Annotated in this window: 21 protein-coding genes and 1 pseudogene; 19 read left to right on the top strand and 3 right to left on the bottom strand. The window is 71.2% G+C overall.

The annotated features are described in order from the left end of the window. Positions 1-55: 55 nt before the first annotated feature. Entirely contained in the window at positions 56-148 is a 93-nt protein-coding gene (locus REH65_RS10910) for a putative leader peptide (RefSeq protein ID WP_343231403.1), read from the bottom strand. Between the two features lie 66 nt (positions 149-214). Here REH65_RS10910 and hemW point away from each other — a divergent pair, with 66 nt between their 5' ends. The 18 genes from hemW (at position 215) to REH65_RS10820 (ending at position 15611) form a co-directional block, all read left to right on the top strand. Next, a complete protein-coding gene (gene hemW / locus REH65_RS10905) occupies positions 215-1438 on the top strand; it encodes a radical SAM family heme chaperone HemW (protein WP_406692331.1) in 1224 nt (407 codons plus the stop codon). Between the two features lie 142 nt (positions 1439-1580). Continuing rightward, a complete protein-coding gene (gene hrcA, locus REH65_RS10900) occupies positions 1581-2603 on the top strand; it encodes a heat-inducible transcriptional repressor HrcA (protein ID WP_281458000.1) in 1023 nt (340 codons plus the stop codon). Positions 2604-2665: 62 nt separating this feature from the next. Beyond that, positions 2666-3841 (top strand): molecular chaperone DnaJ, encoded by a 1176-nt coding sequence (gene dnaJ / locus REH65_RS10895; RefSeq protein ID WP_406692330.1) that lies wholly within the window; start codon positions 2666-2668, stop codon positions 3839-3841. A 4-nt stretch (positions 3842-3845) separates the two neighbouring features. After that, a complete protein-coding gene (locus tag REH65_RS10890; protein ID WP_406692329.1) occupies positions 3846-4580 on the top strand; it encodes a 16S rRNA (uracil(1498)-N(3))-methyltransferase in 735 nt (244 codons plus the stop codon). 345 nt (positions 4581-4925) lie between these two features. Next, complete coding sequence (locus tag REH65_RS10885) at positions 4926-5291, top strand: histidine triad nucleotide-binding protein (protein ID WP_281457997.1); 366 nt, start codon at positions 4926-4928, stop codon at positions 5289-5291. 118 nt (positions 5292-5409) lie between these two features. Next, positions 5410-6471 (top strand): PhoH family protein, encoded by a 1062-nt coding sequence (locus REH65_RS10880; protein ID WP_406693144.1) that lies wholly within the window; start codon positions 5410-5412, stop codon positions 6469-6471. After that, positions 6468-7028, top strand: a complete 561-nt coding sequence (ybeY, locus tag REH65_RS10875; protein ID WP_406692328.1) for an rRNA maturation RNase YbeY — start codon at positions 6468-6470, stop codon at positions 7026-7028. The genes REH65_RS10880 and ybeY overlap by 4 nt, the downstream gene beginning before the upstream one ends. Positions 7029-7038: 10 nt before the next feature. After that, positions 7039-8361, top strand: coding sequence for a hemolysin family protein (locus tag REH65_RS10870; RefSeq protein WP_281457995.1), 1323 nt, complete (start codon positions 7039-7041; stop codon positions 8359-8361). Further along, positions 8354-8719 carry a cytidine deaminase gene (locus REH65_RS10865; protein ID WP_406692327.1) on the top strand — a complete coding sequence of 122 codons (366 nt, stop codon included), beginning with the start codon at positions 8354-8356 and terminating at the stop codon, positions 8717-8719. The genes REH65_RS10870 and REH65_RS10865 overlap by 8 nt, the downstream gene beginning before the upstream one ends. A 70-nt stretch (positions 8720-8789) precedes the next feature. Beyond that, complete coding sequence (gene era, locus REH65_RS10860) at positions 8790-9695, top strand: GTPase Era (RefSeq protein WP_281457993.1); 906 nt, start codon at positions 8790-8792, stop codon at positions 9693-9695. A gap of 125 nt (positions 9696-9820) precedes the next feature. After that, on the top strand, positions 9821-10564 hold the full coding sequence (locus REH65_RS10855; RefSeq protein WP_281457992.1) for an RDD family protein: 744 nt from the start codon (positions 9821-9823) through the stop codon (positions 10562-10564). Then, positions 10561-11007 carry a DUF2752 domain-containing protein gene (locus REH65_RS10850; RefSeq protein ID WP_406692326.1) on the top strand — a complete coding sequence of 149 codons (447 nt, stop codon included), beginning with the start codon at positions 10561-10563 and terminating at the stop codon, positions 11005-11007. The genes REH65_RS10855 and REH65_RS10850 overlap by 4 nt, the downstream gene beginning before the upstream one ends. A gap of 76 nt (positions 11008-11083) precedes the next feature. Continuing rightward, positions 11084-11503, top strand: a complete 420-nt coding sequence (locus REH65_RS10845; RefSeq protein WP_406692325.1) for a CD225/dispanin family protein — start codon at positions 11084-11086, stop codon at positions 11501-11503. A 51-nt stretch (positions 11504-11554) separates the two neighbouring features. After that, positions 11555-12370 carry a DNA repair protein RecO gene (gene recO, locus REH65_RS10840; protein ID WP_406692324.1) on the top strand — a complete coding sequence of 272 codons (816 nt, stop codon included), beginning with the start codon at positions 11555-11557 and terminating at the stop codon, positions 12368-12370. A gap of 58 nt (positions 12371-12428) precedes the next feature. Next, a complete protein-coding gene (locus REH65_RS10835) occupies positions 12429-13259 on the top strand; it encodes an isoprenyl transferase (RefSeq protein WP_281457988.1) in 831 nt (276 codons plus the stop codon). 3 nt (positions 13260-13262) lie between these two features. After that, complete coding sequence (locus REH65_RS10830) at positions 13263-13688, top strand: hypothetical protein (RefSeq protein WP_281457987.1); 426 nt, start codon at positions 13263-13265, stop codon at positions 13686-13688. 190 nt (positions 13689-13878) lie between these two features. Further along, positions 13879-14910: a permease gene (locus REH65_RS10825; protein WP_406692323.1), complete on the top strand. Its 1032-nt coding sequence runs from the start codon at positions 13879-13881 to the stop codon at positions 14908-14910. Beyond that, on the top strand, positions 14910-15611 hold the full coding sequence (locus tag REH65_RS10820; protein ID WP_406692322.1) for a TIGR03943 family putative permease subunit: 702 nt from the start codon (positions 14910-14912) through the stop codon (positions 15609-15611). The genes REH65_RS10825 and REH65_RS10820 overlap by 1 nt, the downstream gene beginning before the upstream one ends. 58 nt (positions 15612-15669) lie before the next feature. Here REH65_RS10820 and REH65_RS10815 read toward each other — a convergent pair whose 3' ends face one another. Together REH65_RS10815 and REH65_RS10810 are read right to left on the bottom strand one after the other, a co-directional pair. Then, on the bottom strand, positions 15670-16095 hold the full coding sequence (locus tag REH65_RS10815) for a Fur family transcriptional regulator (protein WP_281457984.1): 426 nt from the start codon (positions 16093-16095) through the stop codon (positions 15670-15672). Continuing rightward, positions 16092-16547 carry an ArsR/SmtB family transcription factor gene (locus tag REH65_RS10810; RefSeq protein ID WP_406692321.1) on the bottom strand — a complete coding sequence of 152 codons (456 nt, stop codon included), beginning with the start codon at positions 16545-16547 and terminating at the stop codon, positions 16092-16094. Before REH65_RS10810 ends, REH65_RS10815 begins: the two co-directional genes overlap by 4 nt. Before the next feature lie 181 nt (positions 16548-16728). On the opposite strand from REH65_RS10810, the pseudogene REH65_RS10805 reads away from it, so the two are divergent. Further along, positions 16729-18116 (top strand): annotated as a pseudogene (locus REH65_RS10805) (glycine--tRNA ligase). Positions 18117-18190: the final 74 nt, after the last annotated feature.

Genomic DNA, 18190 nt, shown 5'->3' with positions numbered 1-18190 from the left:
TCTCACTCCTCGGAGGCCCGGCGCCGACTGAACAAGACAAAAAGACGGCGGGGGATCAGGACGTGCCGAGGCACAGCGCGCTGGCCACCCGCCGCAGGTCAACGTACCGGCGGGCGACCAGGAGAAGCTTCAGCACAGTCGCACCCACGTCGCGCAGCCTGCCACGCGAGAACCGGCGGATCCAACCCGATCCGCATGGTGAGACAGTGGAGGTGTGCCTGCTCAACCCCCTACCGGAGAGCCCGCTCCGGCCGACGGGAGCCTGCCCGGAACGGCCTTGACCGGGCTGGGTTCGCGCCCCTTCGGCGTCTACGTCCACGTGCCCTTCTGCGCCACCCGCTGCGGGTACTGCGACTTCAACACCTACACCGCCGATGAGCTGGGCTCTTCGGCGAGCTTCGGCAGCTGGCTGGACGGTCTGCGGGCCGAGCTGGAACTCGGCGCGAAGGTCCTCTCGGCGGGGCCCGCGCCGGCCGCCGACACGGTCTTCGTCGGCGGCGGAACGCCGTCCCTGCTCGGGGCCGAGCGGCTGGGGGCGGTGGTCGATGCGATTCGCGACACATTCGGCCTGGCAGCGGGCGCCGAGGTCACCACCGAGTCCAACCCGGAGTCCACCTCCCCGGAGTTCTTCGAACGGATTCGAAACTCCGGTTTCACCCGCGTGTCCCTCGGCATGCAATCGGCCGCCGAGCACGTCCTGAAGGTCCTCGAACGCACCCACACGCCCGGGCGCGCCGTGGCCGCCGCCCGCGAGGCCCGCGCCGCCGGGTTCGAGCACGTCAACCTCGACCTCATCTACGGCACACCGGGGGAACGCGAGCAGGACCTCGCGGCATCCCTGGACGCCGTCCTGGAGGCGGGCGTGGATCACGTCTCCGCGTACTCGCTGATCGTCGAGGACGGCACCGCGATGGCCCGCAAGGTCCGCCGCGGCGAACTGCCGATGCCCGACGAGGACGTCCTCGCCGACCGCTACGAGCTCATCGACGCCAAGCTCGCCGAGGCCGGGCTGCACTGGTACGAGGTCTCCAACTGGGCGACCGACGCCGACGCCGAGTGCCGCCACAACCTCGGCTACTGGCAGGGCGGCGACTGGTGGGGCGCCGGTCCCGGCGCGCACAGCCACGTCGGCGGAGTCCGCTGGTGGAACGTCAAGCACCCCGCCCGCTACTCGGCCGCCCTCGCCGAGGGCAGCTCCCCGGCCCAGGCCCGCGAGCTGCTCACCGCGGAGGACCAGCGCATCGAGCGCGTCATGCTCGAACTCCGGGTCCGCAGCGGCCTGTCCGTCGACGCGCTCGACGACGACGGCCGCCGCGCCGCCGAGCGGGCCGCCACCGACGGCCTGCTGCACCCCGCCGCCCTCGACGCGGGCCGCTGCGTCCTCACCGATCGGGGCCGCCTCCTCGCCGACGCCGTCGTCGCCGACCTCCTGGGCTGAGAGCTGCGGCTCTCGGATCTGGAGGACGAACACCGTAAACTCGAAGGGGGTGCCCGGGGCGCCAAGCTCCGGGTGCGCGGATTCGCGTGGGCCCGTCCGCTCGCGAAATCCGCTGGGCAGGCTGTTGAGGAGGTGGCGCGGGTTGAACGCCGATGAACGCCGTTTCGAGGTCCTGCGGGCGATCGTGGCCGACTTCGTGTCGTCCAAGGAGCCGGTCGGGTCCAAGGCGTTGGTCGACCGCCACAACCTCGGTGTGTCCAGCGCCACGGTCCGCAACGACATGGCCGCGCTGGAGGAGGAGGGCTTCATCGTCCAGCCGCACACCAGCGCCGGGCGCATCCCCACCGACAAGGGCTACCGGTTGTTCGTCGACCGGTTGCACGAGGTCAAGCCGCTGACCGGTCCCGAACGCCGGGCCATCCGCAACTTCCTGGACGGCGCGCTGGACCTCGACGACGTGATGCGCCGCAGCGTGCGGCTGCTCGCGCAGCTCACCCAGCAGGTCGCGGTCGTGCAGTACCCCACCCTGACCCGGTCCACCGTCCGGCACGTCGAGGTGGTCACCATCACCCCGGCGCGGCTGATGCTGGTGCTCATCACCAACACCGGCCGCGTCGACCAGCGCATGGTCGACCTCGGTGACGTGATCACCGACGACGACGTGGCCCGGCTGCGCACCGTGCTCAACTCGGCGATGGCCGAGAAGCGGCTCGCCGACGCCTCGGCCGCGGTGGCCGAACTGCCCGACCAGGCCCCGCCCGAACTGCGCGACGCGCTGATCCGGGTGTGCAGCGTGCTCATCGAGTCGCTCGTGGAGCACCCGGAGGAGCGGATGGTGCTGGGCGGCACGCCCAACCTCACCCGCAACGTCGCCGACTTCCCGAACTCGTTGCGCCAGGTCCTCGAAGCGCTGGAGGAGCAGGTGGTGGTGCTCAAGCTGCTCGCCGCCGCCCGCGACTCGAGTACCGTGCGCGTCAGCATCGGGGCCGAGAACGAGGCCCTGGAGATGCAGACGACTTCGGTGATCTCCACCGGATACGGTTCGGACGGCATGGTCTTGGGCGGCCTGGGCGTCGTGGGCCCGACCCGCATGGACTACCCCGGAACGATGGCGGCGGTCCGCGCCGTGGCCGCGTACGTGGGTGACATCCTGGACGGCCGGTGAGGTGGCACCGGCCTTGAACGGCGTTCACTCGACTTGAATCCAGCAGAGGAAGTACGGAGAAGGTGGCCAGGGACTACTACGCGACCCTCGGGGTTCCCCAGGACGCGACACCCGAGCAGATCAAGCGGGCGTACCGCAAGCTCGCCCGGGAGCTGCACCCCGACGTCAACCCGGACGATGCGGCGCAGGAGCGCTTCGCGGAGGTGACCACCGCCTACGAGGTGCTCTCCGACCCGAAGAAGCGCCAGGTCGTCGACCTCGGCGGGGACCCGCTGGGCAACGGCGGTGGCGCCGGGGGAGGCATGGGCGGCGATCCGTTCGCCGGCTTCGGCGGCCTCGGCGACATCATGGACGCCTTCTTCGGCGGCGGGGGCGGAGGCGGCGGAGGCCGCGGCCCGCGCAGCCGCGTCCAGCCCGGTTCCGACGCGCTGCTGCGCCTGGAGCTCACGCTGGAGGAGTGCGCCAGCGGCGTGAACCGCGACATCACCGTGGACACGGCGGTGCTCTGCGACGTCTGCGACGGCGGCGGCTCGAAGGCCGGCAGCGCGCCCTCGACCTGCGACACCTGCGGTGGTCGCGGCGAGGTGCAGTCGGTGCAGCGGTCCTTCCTGGGCCAGGTCATGACCTCCCGCCCCTGCCCGGTCTGCCGCGGTTTCGGCGAGGTCATCACCGACCCGTGCCAGCAGTGCTCCGGCGACGGCCGGGTCCGCGCGCGGCGCACCATCACCGTCAAGATCCCGGCCGGTGTCGGCGACGGCATGCGCGTCCGGCTCGCCGGTGAGGGCGAGGTCGGTCCCGGCGGCGGACCGGCCGGCGACCTGTTCGTCGAGGTCGAGGAGCAGCCGCACGAGCGGTTCACCCGCGACGGCGCCGACCTGCACTGCAACGTCGAACTGCCGATGACCGCGGCCGCGCTGGGCACCGTGCTGCTGCTGGAGACGCTGGACGGCTCCCACGAGGAGGTCACCGTCGAGCCCGGCACGCAGCCCGGCACCGAGCACGTGATCACCGGTCGCGGCCTTCCCAAGCTGCGCTCGAACGGCAAGGTCAGCGGGCACGGCGACCTGCACATCCACCTCGACGTCGTGGTGCCGACCAACCTCGACGACACCCAGGCGGAGATGCTGCGCGACCTGGCCAAGCTGCGCGGCGAGGAGCAGCCCGAGCCGACCGTGACCGCCAACGGCAACGGCAGGCAGGGCCTGTTCTCCCGGTTCCGCTCCTTCGGGCACCGCTGAACCCGTGTCGCTGCCGGTCTTCACCGTGGAACGGCTGCCCGCCGTCGGCCCGGCCACCCTGGACGGCCCGGAGGGCAAGCACGCGGCCACCGTGCGCCGCCTGCGCGTCGGCGAGGAGCTGCTGCTCTCCGACGCGCAGGGCGGCATGGCGCGCTGCGTCGTGGAGTCCGCCGAGCGCGACTCGCTGGGCCTGACGGTGTCGCAGACGTGGCACGAGCCGCTGCCCGACCTGCGTGTGCGCGTGGTCCAGGCGCTGGTCAAGGGTGATCGCGGGGAGCTCGCGGTCGAGCTGGCCACCGAGGCGGGCGTCGACGGGGTCGTGCCGTGGCGCGCGGCGCGCTGCGTGGCCAAGTGGGACGACGGCCCGCGCGGCGCGAAGGCCCTGGCCCGCTGGCGCAGCACCGCCGCCGCGGCCGCCAAGCAGGCCCGGCGCGCCTGGACCCCGGAGGTCGCCGAGCCGGTCGGCACCAAGCAGCTGGCCCGGCTCGTCGCCGAGGCCGACGCGGTGCTGGTCCTGCACGAGTCGGCGACCCGCCAGCTCACCGACGTCGAGCTGCCGGAATCCGGCGAGCTGCTGCTGGTGGTGGGCCCTGAGGGCGGCATCACCGACGACGAGCTCGCCGCGCTGAGCGAGGCGGGAGCCCAGGTCACCCGCCTGGGGCACACGGTGCTCCGCGCGTCCACGGCCGGTGCGGTCGCGCTGGGCGCGCTGGGCGCGCTGACGACCCGCTGGGCCTGACGCTCGGCACATCAAGATCAAAAACCCGGTGGGTTGCGTAGCGCGATCGGTTGATGCGGGGTTACGCTCGGTGGCGACACTCGCCGGACTCCTCCCCCCTTGGTCCGGCGAGCGCTGCGCCGCAAGTGGAGCCCCTCCCCCCAGCCCCGGTTGCGGCGCAGCACCCTCAACCCCTCGCTCCCAGGGCCTGCGAAGTTTTCATGAAAACTTCCCCCTCCCACGTCCACAACGGATGTGACCAGGTGTTCTCGGTGGCGCCGGAGGTGTCACGTCCCGTGGGTGAACGGAAGTTCTCATGAAAACTTCCCCTCCGTCTCGAACATCCACTTCGGATAACCTGCGGGCATGAGCGAGGAGACGGAGCTGTTCCTGCGCATCATCGCGCGGGAGATCCCGGCCGACGTCGTGCGGGAGAACGAGCGGGTCATCGCGATCCGCGACATCAACCCGCAGGCGCCGACGCACGTGCTGGTCATCCCCAAGAAGCGGTACCGCAACGCCGCCGAGCTCGCGGCCGCCGACCCGGCGCTGCTGAGCGAGCTGATCAGCACCGCCCACGAGATCGCCGAGGCCGAGGGAATCGACGAGTCCGGTTATCGGTTGTTGTTCAACACCAACGCCGACGCGGGCCAGACCGTCTTCCACGTCCACCTGCACCTGCTCGGCGGGGAATGGCTCGGCGGCATGACCGGCGGTCCGCTCAAGGGCTGACCGGGACGTTCCGGGGGAGCAGGTCGGCAACTCGGTTGCTCCCTTGGACTACCATCGGTGCCAGGGAGAACTGACCGAACGACCCGCGCGCTACGCGCAGAAGGTAGGCCCGAACTACGTGGCCGGTTTCGCAGCGGGTGGCGCCGCCGCCCAGTCCGGTGAGCAGTCGCAACCCGCAACCGCTCAGTCCAAGGTGAACGTCCCCGACGACGTCGTGCTGACGCTGGTGGGGACTCGGGACGAGAACCTGCGGGTGATCGAGGACCTGCTCGCCGCCGACGTCCATGTCCGGGGCAACGAGGTGACGCTCTCCGGGGATCCTGCGGAGGTCGCGTTCGCCGAGCGGGTGTTCGCCGAGCTCATCAGCCTGATCGGCAAGGGCGGTCAGCTCAAGCCCGACGTCGTCCGCCGCAGCGTGGGGATGCTCGCCGCCGACGACCAGGAGTCGCCGGCCGACGTGCTCAGCCTCGACATCGTGTCGCGGCGCGGGCGCACCATCCGCCCCAAGACGCTCAACCAGAAGCGCTACGTCGACGCCATCGACCACCACACCGTGGTGTTCGGCATCGGCCCGGCGGGCACCGGCAAGACCTACCTGGCGATGGCCAAGGCCGTGCAGGCGCTGCAGGCCAAGCAGGTCAACCGGATCATCCTGACCCGCCCGGCCGTCGAGGCCGGGGAGCGCCTGGGCTTCCTGCCCGGCACCCTCCACGAGAAGATCGACCCGTACCTGCGGCCGCTCTACGACGCGCTGCACGACATGGTCGACCCGGAGTCGGTGCCCCGCTTGACCCAGGCCGGCACGATCGAGATCGCGCCCCTGGCCTACATGCGCGGCCGGACCCTGAACGACTCCTTCATCATCCTCGACGAGGCGCAGAACACCACGCCCGAGCAGATGAAGATGTTCCTGACCCGGTTGGGCTTCGGGTCGAAGATCGTGGTCACCGGTGACGTCACGCAGATCGACCTGCCGGGCGGCCAGCGCAGCGGCCTGAAGATGGTGCAGGAGATCCTCGGGGACGTCGAGGACGTGCACTTCTCCCAGCTCGACAGCCACGACGTGGTGCGGCACCGCTTGGTCACCGACATCGTCAACGCGTACGACCGCTGGCACGCGCTCCACGACGACGACCAGCACGACGGACGACGCAACGGCCAGCGACGAGGACGAGCATGACCATCGAGATCGCCAACGAATCCGGCGTCGCGGTGCCCGAGGAGACGATCGTCTCGGTGGCCCGCTTCGCCCTCGACAAGATGAGCGTCAGCCAGCTCGCCGAGCTGTCCATCGTGCTGGTGGACCTCGACGTGATGGCCGACCTGCACGAGCGGTGGATGGACCTGCCCGGTCCCACCGACGTGATGTCGTTCCCGATGGACGAGTACGACTCGGCCCGCCGCCCCGATTCCGCCGGATCGGGTCCGGCGCTCCTCGGCGACATCGTGCTGTGCCCGGCGTTCGCCCGGGACCAGGCGAAGAAGGCCGGTCACAGCACGCTCGACGAGCTGCACCTGCTGACGGTGCACGGCGTCCTGCACCTGCTCGGCTACGACCACGCCGAGCCGGAGGAGGAGCGCGAGATGTTCGGCCTGCAGAACCGCATCCTGGCCCAGTACCGCGAGGCGCGGGACGAGGACGAGCGGGCGAAGACGCAGCGCAGCATGGACGACAAGGTCCTGGGCGCGGTCGGACTGGACGACGAGCCGGGCTCCGGCCCGGCCCCGGCGAACTAGGGGAGTGGCGTTGGCCGGTTCCACCGCGTTCCTGGTGCTCGCGGTGCTGCTGGTGCTGGCGGCCGGGGTGTTCGCCGCCTCCGAGGCGGCCATCACGGTGGCCTCGCAGGCGCGCGCCGAAGACCTGGCCCGGCAGGGCCGCACCGGCGCCAAGCAGCTCATCGCGCTCCTCGGCGACCGGCCGAGGCACGTCAACCTGCTGCTCCTGCTCCGGCTCGCGTGCGAGATGGGCGCGACCGTGCTGGTCACGGTGGTCGCGCTGCGCATGGCCGAGTCCGAGACGTGGGCGCTGGTCATCGCCGTGCTGATCATGCTGGTGGCCTCGTACGTGCTGGTCGGCGTCGGTCCGCGCACGCTCGGCAGGCAGCACCCGTACGGCATCGGGCTGAAGATCGCCGCGCCGGTGCGGGTGCTGGCCAGGGTGCTCAACCCGCTGACCCGGCTGCTGATCCTGATCGGCAACATGATCACGCCCGGCAAGGGCTTCCGCGAGGGTCCGTTCTCCACCGAGGTCGAGCTGCGCGAGCTGGTCGACCTGGCCGGGGAGCGCGGCGTGGTGGCCGCGGGCGAGCGGGAGATGATCCACTCGGTCTTCGAGCTCGGCGACACCCTCGCGCGCGAGGTGATGGTGCCGCGCACCGAGATCATCTGGATCGAGCAGACCAAGTCCGCTCGGCAGGCGCTCGCGCTGTGCCTGCGGTCGGGCTTCTCCCGGATCCCGGTGATCGGCGACAGCGTCGACGACATCGTCGGCCTGGTCACGCTCAAGGACCTCACCCGGCTGGTGCTGGAGACCACCGACGCCGCCGGGCCCGCCGTGGCGGACCTGATGCGCCCGGCGAGCTTCGTGCCGGACACCAAGCGCCTCGACGAGCTGCTGCGCGAGATGCAGATCTCGCGGGCGCACCTGGCCATCGCCGTCGACGAGTACGGCGGGACGGCCGGGCTGCTGACCATCGAGGACATCGTGGAGGAGATCGTCGGGGAGATCACCGACGAGTCCGACCGCGAGGAGCACCGCCCGGTCGAGCGCCTGGAGGACGGGATGGTCCGGGTCAGCTCCCGGCTGCCGGTCGAGGACCTGGGCGAGCTGTTCGACGTCGAGCTCGACGACTCCGACGTGGAGACCGTGGGCGGCCTGCTGGCGCAGCGGCTGGGCCGGGTCCCGCTGCCGGGCGCCGAGACCGAGATCGCCGGGCTGCGGCTGCGCGCCGAGGGCGGCAAGGACCACCGGGGACGGATCCGCATCAACGCGCTGCTGGTCCGCCCGGTGAACAACGATCAAGCGCCGCTGCGCGGTGCCGAGCAGGAGGGAAGCAACAGCCGTGGCTGAGCACGTCGAGAAGGCGGCACCGCAGGAGCTCGACCCGGAGGACGCCAAGATCGTCACGCTCGCGCGCTCCTCCCGCGCCCGCAACGGCGCCGCCGAGGGAGCCGCGGTCCGCGACACCGACGGCCGCACCTACGCGGCCACCACGGTCGCCCTGCCGTCCCTGCAGATCACCGCCCTGCAGGCCGCGGTCGCCGCCGCGGTCTCCAGCGGCGCCGAAGGCCTGGAGGCCGCCGCCGTCGTCACCGACGCGGACGCCCTGGATCACGCCTCGATCGCCGCGGCCCACGACCTCACCAAGAACACCCCGGTCATCCGGGCCAACGCCCGGGGCGAAGCCCAAGGCCTCATCGCCGACTGACCCGACCCGGCTCCGGGACGGGGTGGTGGGTGGTGAGCAGCGGGAGACCGGGAGCCGTCACAATGGGGCGGTGACCTCCGAAGATGCCCACCGTTCCGGATTCGCCTGCTTCGTGGGCCGGCCCAACGCCGGCAAGTCGACGCTGACGAATCGCCTGGTCGGAACGAAGGTGGCGATCACCTCCAGCAAGCCCCAGACGACCCGTCACGCGATCCGCGGCATCGTGCACCGCCCGGACGCCCAGCTCATCATCGTCGACACCCCCGGTCTGCACCGCCCGCGCACGCTGCTCGGCCGCAGGCTGAACGACCTGGTCTACGAGACCTGGTCCGAGGTGGACGTCGTCGGTTTCTGCGTGCCCGCAGACGAGAAGGTCGGCCCCGGCGACCGGTTCATCGCCGAGCAGCTCAAGAAGGTCGCCCGCCGCACCCCGGTGGTCGGCGTCGTCACCAAGACCGACCTGGTGCCCAAGCAGCAGGTCGCCGAGCAGCTGCTGGCGCTGCAGGAGGTGATGGACTTCGCCGAGCTCATCCCGGTCTCGGCCAAGGACTCCTTCCAGGTCGACGAGCTCTCCGACGTGCTGGTCTCGCAGCTGCCCGAGGGCCCGCAGCTCTACCCGGACGGCGAGCTGACCGACGAGCCGGAGTCGACGCTGATCGCGGAGCTGATCCGCGAGGCGGCGCTGGAGGGCGTGCGCGACGAGCTGCCGCACTCGCTGGCGGTCACCGTCGAGGAGATGGTCCCGCGCGAGGGCCGCGACGACCTCATCGACGTGCACGCGCTGATCTACGTCGAGCGCTCCAGCCAGAAGGCCATCGTGATCGGCCGGGGCGGGGAACGCCTGCGCACGGTGGGTTCGCAGGCGCGCAGGCAGATCCAGGCGCTGCTGGGCAGCAAGATCTACCTGGACCTGCACGTCAAGATCGCCAAGGACTGGCAGCGGGATCCCAAGCAGCTGCGCAAGCTGGGGTTCTGATCACGTTTTGCTCGCGGGTTTCGCGGAACCGCCTTCGCGCGGTGTGCGTCTGAGCTACGTTTCCGAACGGCCTCGCAGCGGGCCTTCAGACGCTTCGAAAACCCTGTGACAAAAGGAATCCTGTCGTGAATTACCCCTACGGCGGCCCGCCGTCCGGTCCGCAGCAGCCTTACGGCGGCCCGCCTTCGGGCCCGCAGCCGCAGCAGCCCTTCGGTCCCCCGTCGGGGCCCCAGCCCCAGCAGCCGTACCCGCCGCAGCAGGGCTACCCGGGCCAGTACCCGCCGGCGCCCTACGGTGCGCCGGGTGCGCACCCGGCCGGTCAACTGGCGGAGTGGGGCACGCGCGTGCTGGGCTACCTGATCGACGGTGGCATTCCGATGTTGGCGTTCTTCGTCCTGTACATGATCTCCGGCGCGGTGATGGGTGGTGTTCTGGCCGGTACCGGCGGCGATGAGGACACCGCGATGACCACCCTGATCATCTTCGGCATCGTGATGGGGATCTTCTACCTCGCGCTGCTGGTGTTCACGATCTGGAACACCTGCTACCGGCGCGGCACCACCGGTCAGACGATCGGCCAGAAGGTCGCCAAGATCAAGACGGTTTCGGAGGCGACCGGGCAGCCGATCGGTTTCGGCAACGCCTTCCTGCGCCAGATCTGCCACGTCCTCGACTCGGCGATCTGCGGTCTGCCCATCGGCTGGCTGTCGCCGCTGTGGGACGAGAAGAAGCAGACCTGGGCGGACAAGATCATGAAGACGGTCGTGGTCGCGGCCCCGGACGTGCCGCAGGCCCCGCAGGCGCCGGGAGCGCCGGGCGCCTTCCAGCCGCCGCAGCAGGGCTACGGACAGCCGCCGCAGCAGTGGTGAGCTCGACCCGGATCGATGCCGTCGCGGGACGTCCCGCGACGGCATCGTCGTTCCTCCACCGGATGCGGCTGCCCGCCGCGACGGTGCTCGTCGGCTGCGCGGGCGCCGCGCTGGTGCTCGCCGTCGACCCGACCTCGGACGGCGGTTTCCCGCTGCCGCCGTGCCCGATCAAGCTCCTGACCGGCCTGGACTGCCCGGGCTGCGGGGGCACGCGGATGTTGTTCAGCCTGCTGCACGCCGACCTGCCCGCCGCGTGGCACTACAACGCGCTCGCCGTCCTGCTGCTGCCGCTGCTGGCCTGGTCGTGGATCGCGTGGGCGGCCGGCCGGCTCGGCACCGCCCTGCCGACCTGGACCCGGTGGCGCGGGACCCCGCACGTCCTGCTGGCCGTCACCGCCGCGTGGGTCGTCCTCCGCAACACCGTCCCCGCCCTGCGCGTCTAGCTCGGCGGACGACACCGTGCGGACCCCGGGATCGAAGTACCGTGGCCGGGCGAGACCGATACATGGGGGTGGAGCGATGACCGAGGAACCCGCACCGCAGGGCCAGCAGCCGCCGAGCGGCGAGCAGCCGCCGAGCGTCGAGTACCCGCCGAGCGTCGAGTACCCGCCGCCCGGGCAGTTCCCGCAGCCGCAGTTCAACTTCACCCCGCAGCCGCCGATGCCGATCAGGAACCACCTCGGCTGGGCGATCGCGGGCATGCTGCTGTTCTGGCCGCTCGGCATTCCCGCGCTGGTCAAGTGCGTGGAGGTCGCCCCGCTCTGGTACCAGGGCAACTACCGGGGCGCCGAGGACTCGTCGCGCGCGGCGAAGAACTGGGGCAAGGCCGGTGTGATCACCGGGGCCGTGCTCTACGGGCTGCTCTTCCTGCTCATGATCGTCTACTTCATCGCCTTCTTCGCCATGATCAACCAGATGCGGCAGGAGATGCCGTACTGATCCGCGCTCACGCGCGTCCGAGGCAGGGCGGCCACGTGCGAAAATGGACGGGTGAGCCTCTACCGGGATACCGCGGTCGTGCTGCGGGTGCAGAAGCTGGGTGAGGCGGATCGGATCATCACGCTGCTGACCCGCCGCTACGGGAAGGTGCGCGGGGTCGCCAAGGGCGTGCGCCGCACGACCTCGCGCTTCGGCGCGCGGGTCGAGCCGTTCTGCCACGTCGACGTGCAGCTCTACACCGGCCGCACGCTCGACGTCATCACCCAGGTGCAGACCGTCGACGCCTTCGGCGTGCAGATCGTCGAGGACTACCAGCGGTACACCGCGGCCTGCGCGGTGCTGGAAACCGTCGACCGGCTGGCCGCCGAGGAGGGCGAGCCGGTGCTGCGCCTCTACCTGCTGGCCGTGGGCGCGCTGCGCGCGCTGTCCGGCCGGGACCGCGACTCCTCCCAGGTGCTCGACGCGTTCCTGCTGCGCGCCATGTCCTTCGCCGGGTGGGCGCCCGCGCTGACCGAGTGCGCGCGCTGCGGCCAGGCCGGTCCGCACGCGGCGTTCAACGTCCAGGCCGGTGGCGCGGTGTGCGCGACGTGCCGTCCCGCCGGATCGGTCCGGCCATCGTCGTCGACGTTGCCGCTGATGGAGGCGTTGCTGCACGGTGACTGGGACGCCGCCGAGGCCGCCGCGAACCCGGTCCGCCGGGAGGCCAGCGGTCTGATCGCCGCGCACCTTCAGTGGTACATGGAGCGGCAGTTGCGGTCGTTGCCGTTGGTGGAGCGGACGGTGCCCGAGCTGATCCGCGAGCGGGCCGCGGAAGCGGCGCTGGTCGGAGCGGCGGAGGCCGAGAGCGGGCAGCCGCTGAACGGGTGACCGCGCTCGACGGGGACAATGGCCACGCACGTCGAGCACGCCGAAGGAGAACCTGGATATGTTGCGACGCCGCGGACGAGGCAAGGACGACCCGACGGTCCGGGCACCTGAGCCGCACTCCTCGGGGGCCGAGCCGCCGGCGTTGCCGGCCGAGTTCGTGCCCAACCACGTCGCGGTCGTCATGGATGGCAACGGGCGCTGGGCCAACGAGCGCGGGCTGCCGCGCGTCGAGGGGCACAAGCGCGGCGAGGCCGTGGTGCTGGAGCTGGCCAAGGGTGCCATCGAGCTCGGCGTGAAGTGGCTGTCGCTGTACGCGTTCTCCACGGAGAACTGGAAGCGCAGCCCCGAGGAGGTGCGCTTCCTGATGGGCTTCAACCGGGACGTGATCGCGCGCCGCGTCGACGAGCTCGACGAGATGGGCGTGCGGGTCCGCTGGGCGGGGCGCAAGCCGAAGCTGTGGCGCAGCGTGGTCAACACCCTGCAGGACGCCGAGGTTCGAACCGCTGGCAACGAAGTGCTCAACCTGACGATGTGCGTGAACTACGGTGGGCGCGCGGAGGTCGGTGACGCCGCGCGGGAGATCGCGCGACTGGCGGCCGCCGGGAAGATCAACCCGGACCGGGTGGACGAGCGGACGATCGCGAAGTACACCTACCAGCCGGAGATGCCGGACGTGGACCTGTTCATCCGGCCGTCGGGGGAGCAGCGGACGTCGAACTTCCTGCTCTGGCAGTCGGCCTACGCCGAGATGGTCTTCCAGGACACGCTGTTCCCGGACGTCGATCGCACGCACTTCTGGCAGGCGTGCGAGCAGTACGCGCGCCGGGACCGCCGCTTCGGCGGCGCAATCGATCGGTCGGCGACAGCCACGTCGGCCCAGGAGGGCTAGTTGATGACCCAAGAGGCCGCAACCACCGCGCGGTTGATGACCGCGGCCAAAGAAGCGCTGGAGAACTACCACGACGTGCACGTCGACGACGACGGTGCGCTGACGTTCCGGCACTCGGAGGTGCCGTGCGCGGTTCAGGCGATGCAGCTGGCAGAGGGCCTGACGGTGCTGAGCCTGACCTGCGTGGTCGCGTGGGACCTTCCCGCGGGCGACGAGCTGGCCCAGTCGGTCGCCGAACGCGCAGGTCAGGGTCTGTTCGGCACGTTGGGCGTGGTGCGCACGGAGCGGGGCGTGGACGTGACCCTGCGCTACGCGTTCCCGGCCGAGGGCATGGACCCGTCGCCGCTGGGCACGCTGCTGATGCTGGTGGTCGCCACGGCGTCCCAGCTGCGCTCGGAACTGCTCGCGGAGTCCGAGGGGACCGCCTGAGCCTCACCAGGTGACGGTTTTAGCCATAATCACCCATGATCAAAGTCCGTTTTGTCCGGACAATTATGGCTAAAACTGTCCGCACGGCACTCCCGCGGGTGACTCGCCGGTGTGTCGGGATCCCGACTGACCTGGGGCTTCGTCACATCGGCGGTCGCGGCCCCGCGGATCGGCCCGGGCCACTGGCACGATGGCGCTCGTGACCGAGATCGCCGACCCGCAGCGGATGCCCGGACCGCGACGAACGCGCCGTCCCGTCATCACCTCGTTGGAGGTGATGTGCGGGCTGCTCGTGCTGGCCGTGATCTTCCAGCCGCAGCTGACCGCGGTGCTCGACGTCCCGGCGCTGCGCACCGGGGCCACCGTGTTCGTCGCGGTGTGCGTGCAGGCCATGCCGTTCCTGGTGTTCGGGGTCCTGCTCAGCGGCCTCATCGCGGCGTTCGTGCCACCTCGGGTGCTGCGCCGCGCGCTGCCCGCGCGCACCGGCGCGGCGGTGCCGGTGGCCGGTCTCGCCGGGGTCGCGCTGCCCGGCTGCGAGTGCGCGTCGGTGCCGGTGGCGCGACGGCTGATGCAGCAGGGCGTCACCCCGGCCGTCGCGCTGACGTTCCTGCTGGCCGCGCCCGCGGTGAACCCGGTGGTCCTGGTCTCCACGGCGGTGGCCTTCCCCGCCGATCCGTGGATGGTGCCCGCGCGCTTCCTCGGCTCGCTGCTGACCGCCTGCGCGATGGGCTGGCTGTGGGCGAAGCTCGGCCGCGCCGAGTGGCTCGCCGAGCGCGCGCTCCGCCGCGTCGAAGCCCACCACGGCGAGGGGCGCCGGTGGGCGGTGTTCGCCGAATCCGCCCGGCACGATCTCGTCGAGGCGGGCGGGTTCCTCGTCCTGGGCGGGCTGACCTCGGCGGTGTTCAACGTGCTGGTGCCAGCCGAATGGCTGGAGACCCTCGGCGGCCAGCTGCTGCTCGGCGTGCTGGTCATGGCGGTGCTGGCGGTGGTGCTGGCGCTGTGCAGCGAGGCCGACGCGTTCGTGGTGGCCTCCATGCCGGGCTTGCCGCTGCTGCCGAAGCTGGTGTTCCTGGTGGTCGGCCCGGCGGTCGACCTCAAGCTGATCGCGCTGCAGTCCGGGGCCTTCGGCCGCCGCTTCGCCGCGCGGTTCGCACCGGCGACGTTCCTGGTCGCGATCGGATGCGCGTGCGCCGTGGGCGCCGCGCTGCTGGGGGGTGCCTGATGCGGCGGGAGAGCCAGAACATCCTGCTGGTGCTGCTCGGCGGCGCGCTGCTGAAGATCGCGCTCACCGGCAACTACCTGCGCTACGTCAAGCCCTCGCTGCACCCGTGGCTGATCGCCGCCGGGGTGGTGATGATCGCGCTCGCCGGTGTCGCCATCGTCCGAGACGTCCGCGCCGGGCACGCCGTGGACGGGCACGAGCACGGCACCCGCAGCCCGTGGATGCTGCTGCTCCCGGTCTTCGCGATCTTCCTGGTGGCCCCGCCCGCGCTGGGCTCCGACTCGGTCACCCGCGACCGCGCCGCCGCCGCTCCGGCCGAACCGAGCCAGGCGCGCTTCCCGCCGCTGCCACCGGGGGAGGCGCCGATGCTGAGCATGTCGGAGTTCCTGACCCGCGTGGTCTGGGACGACACCGGCGAGCTCAACGACCGCACGGTGCGGCTGCAGGGCTTCGTCGTGCACCCGACACCGCAGACCACCCAGCTCGCCCGGATGCGGATCAGCTGCTGCGCGGCCGACGCCACCCCGGTCAAGGTCGACCTGGCCAGCCCGCGCGCCGAGCAGCTCCCGGCCGACACCTGGATCGAGATCACCGGACGCCTCCGCCCGGGCACGGCCACCGAGGCCAACGACTACGTCCCGACCGTGGACCCGCAGACGATCAAGCAGATCCCGGCCCCGCCGGACAGCTACGAGTACTAGGTGAGGTCTCCCGGGTCCCGCTGCCGGAACCGCGCAGCGCAGAACCGCGACACCGTCGTCAGAGGCCCTTGGCGGTGCAGTCCGGGCACGTGCCGACGATCTCGACCGTGTGGCTGACGTCGGAGAAGCCGTGCTCGGCACCGATGCGCTCGGCCCAGCTCTCCACCGGCGGGTCGGCGACCTCGACGGTGCGACCGCAGTGCCTGCACAGCAGGTGATGGTGGTGGTGGCTGGAGCAGCGGCGGTAGACCGCCTCGCCCGAGGGCGTGCGCAGCACGTCCACCTCGCCGGCGTCGGCGAGGGTCTGCAGCGTGCGGTAGACGGTCGTCAGACCGATCCCCTCGCCCTGCCGCCGCAGCTCCTCGTGCAGCTCCTGGGCCGAGCGGAAGTCGTTGACCTGGTCAAGCAGCTGCGACACCGCAGCGCGTTGCTTGGTGGCCCGCAGTCCCGGTACTCCGACGGTGGGCTCCTGGCCGGTGGTCACGCTGTCTCCGTCTCCTGTCCGCCGTTGCTCGCGTCGTCACCCGCGCGCTCGCGGGAGATCTCCTCGGCGTGGGCCGCCGCGTCCACCACGATATGCGCCAGGTGCTCGTCGACCAGTCGGTACATGACCTCCCGGCCGTGCCGCTCGCCGTAGACGACGCCCGCCGACTTCAGCACCCGCAGGTGCTGGCTGATCAGCGGCTGCGCCACGCCCAGCGCGTCGACCAGCTCGTGCACGCAGCGCTCCGAGGTGCGCAGCTGCAGCACGATCGCGATCCGCACGGGCGCGGCCAGCGCGCGCAGCAGCTCCCCGGCGTCGTGCAGCACCCGCTGGTCGCGCACCGGAACCGGCCGCACCTCGCGGTCCGGCGAGTGGACGTGGTCCTCCGGCCGGTCCGGACGCGGAGCCGCGCTCTGGTCGGGGGCCACGCCATGACGTTCCACGCGCCCCATCCTACGGGTAGCGGGGGAGCGCCCCGATCGGTCGATGCCGGTCCGATCACCCGCCGCGAGCGCACGGCGCCGCAGCGCGCACGGCCCAGCTCGAAAGCGGCGGTCGCGGCATCGGTACGCTGGGAAACCCCAGCTGGAACGGCTGGTTCGACAGGTTTCCAGTGACATCTCCGGAGTGAACGTGCCCGCCGACCAGATCGACACGATCGTCAGCCTCTGCAAACGCCGCGGATTCGTGTTCCCGTCCGGCGAGATCTACGGCGGTACCCGGTCGGCCTGGGACTACGGACCGCTGGGCGTGGAGCTCAAGGACAACATCAAGCGCCAGTGGTGGAAGCACATGGTGCAGGGCCGCGACGACGTCGTCGGCCTGGACTCCTCGGTGATCCTGCCGCGCCAGGTCTGGGAGGCATCCGGGCACGTCGGCGCCTTCCACGACCCGCTGGTGGAGTGCACCTCCTGCCACCGCCGCTTCCGCGCCGACCAGCTCGCCGAGGAGTACTCCGAGCGCACCGGCAAGGAGGTCACCGAGGACGACCTGTCGGACGTCCCGTGCCCGAACTGCGGCAACCGCGGCCAGTACACCGAGCCGCGCGAGTTCAACATGATGCTCAAGACCTTCCTGGGCCCGGTGGAGTCCGAGGAGGGCCTGCACTACCTGCGGCCGGAGACGGCGCAGGGCATCTTCATCAACTTCGCCAACGTGATGACCACCGCGCGCAAGAAGCCGCCGTTCGGCATCGGCCAGATCGGCAAGAGCTTCCGCAACGAGATCACGCCCGGCAACTTCATCTTCCGGACCCGCGAGTTCGAGCAGATGGAGATGGAGTTCTTCGTCGAGCCCGGCGAGGACGAGCAGTGGCACCAGTACTGGATCGACCAGCGGATGCGCTGGTACACGGACCTGGGCATCGCGGCGGACAACCTGCGGGAGTACGAGCACCCGGCCGACAAGCTGTCGCACTACTCCAAGCGCACCGTCGACATCGAGTACCGGTTCCGCTTCGGCGGTCAGGAGTGGGGCGAGCTGGAGGGCATCGCCAACCGCACCGACTTCGACCTCACCACGCACTCCAACCACTCGGGCGTGGACCTGACCTACTTCGACCAGGCCAGCAACTCCCGCTACCGGCCGTACGTGATCGAGCCGGCGGCGGGCGTGGGCCGTCCGATGATGGCGTTCCTGATCGACGCCTACACCGAGGACGAGGCGCCCAACGCCAAGGGCGGCGTGGACAAGCGCGTGGTGCTCAAGCTGGACCGCAGGCTGGCTCCGGTGAAGGCCGCGGTGCTGCCGCTGTCGCGCAACGCCGAGCTCTCGCCGAAGGCCCGCGACGTGGCGGCGATGCTGCGCCGCAACTGGAACGTCGACTTCGACGACGCGGGCGCGATCGGCCGCCGCTACCGGCGGCAGGACGAGATCGGCACGCCGTTCTGCGTGACGACGATCGACTCGACACCCTCTCCGACCAGGCGGTCACGGTCCGCGAGCGGGACACGATGAGCCAGGAGCGGGTGGCCGTCGACAAGCTGGAGGAGTACCTCGGCGCCCGGCTGATCGGCTGCTGATCACGATGCGGAACACCGGATCGCCGGGTCCGTCCCAGGACGGGCCCGGCCCGGTCGCGGCCGAGTGCGGATCT

Source organism: Saccharopolyspora sp. ID03-671 (assembly GCF_045278815.1).
Classification (GTDB): Bacteria; Actinomycetota; Actinomycetes; order Mycobacteriales; family Pseudonocardiaceae; genus Saccharopolyspora; species Saccharopolyspora ipomoeae.
This window is presented reverse-complemented; position numbering and strand designations above follow the sequence as displayed.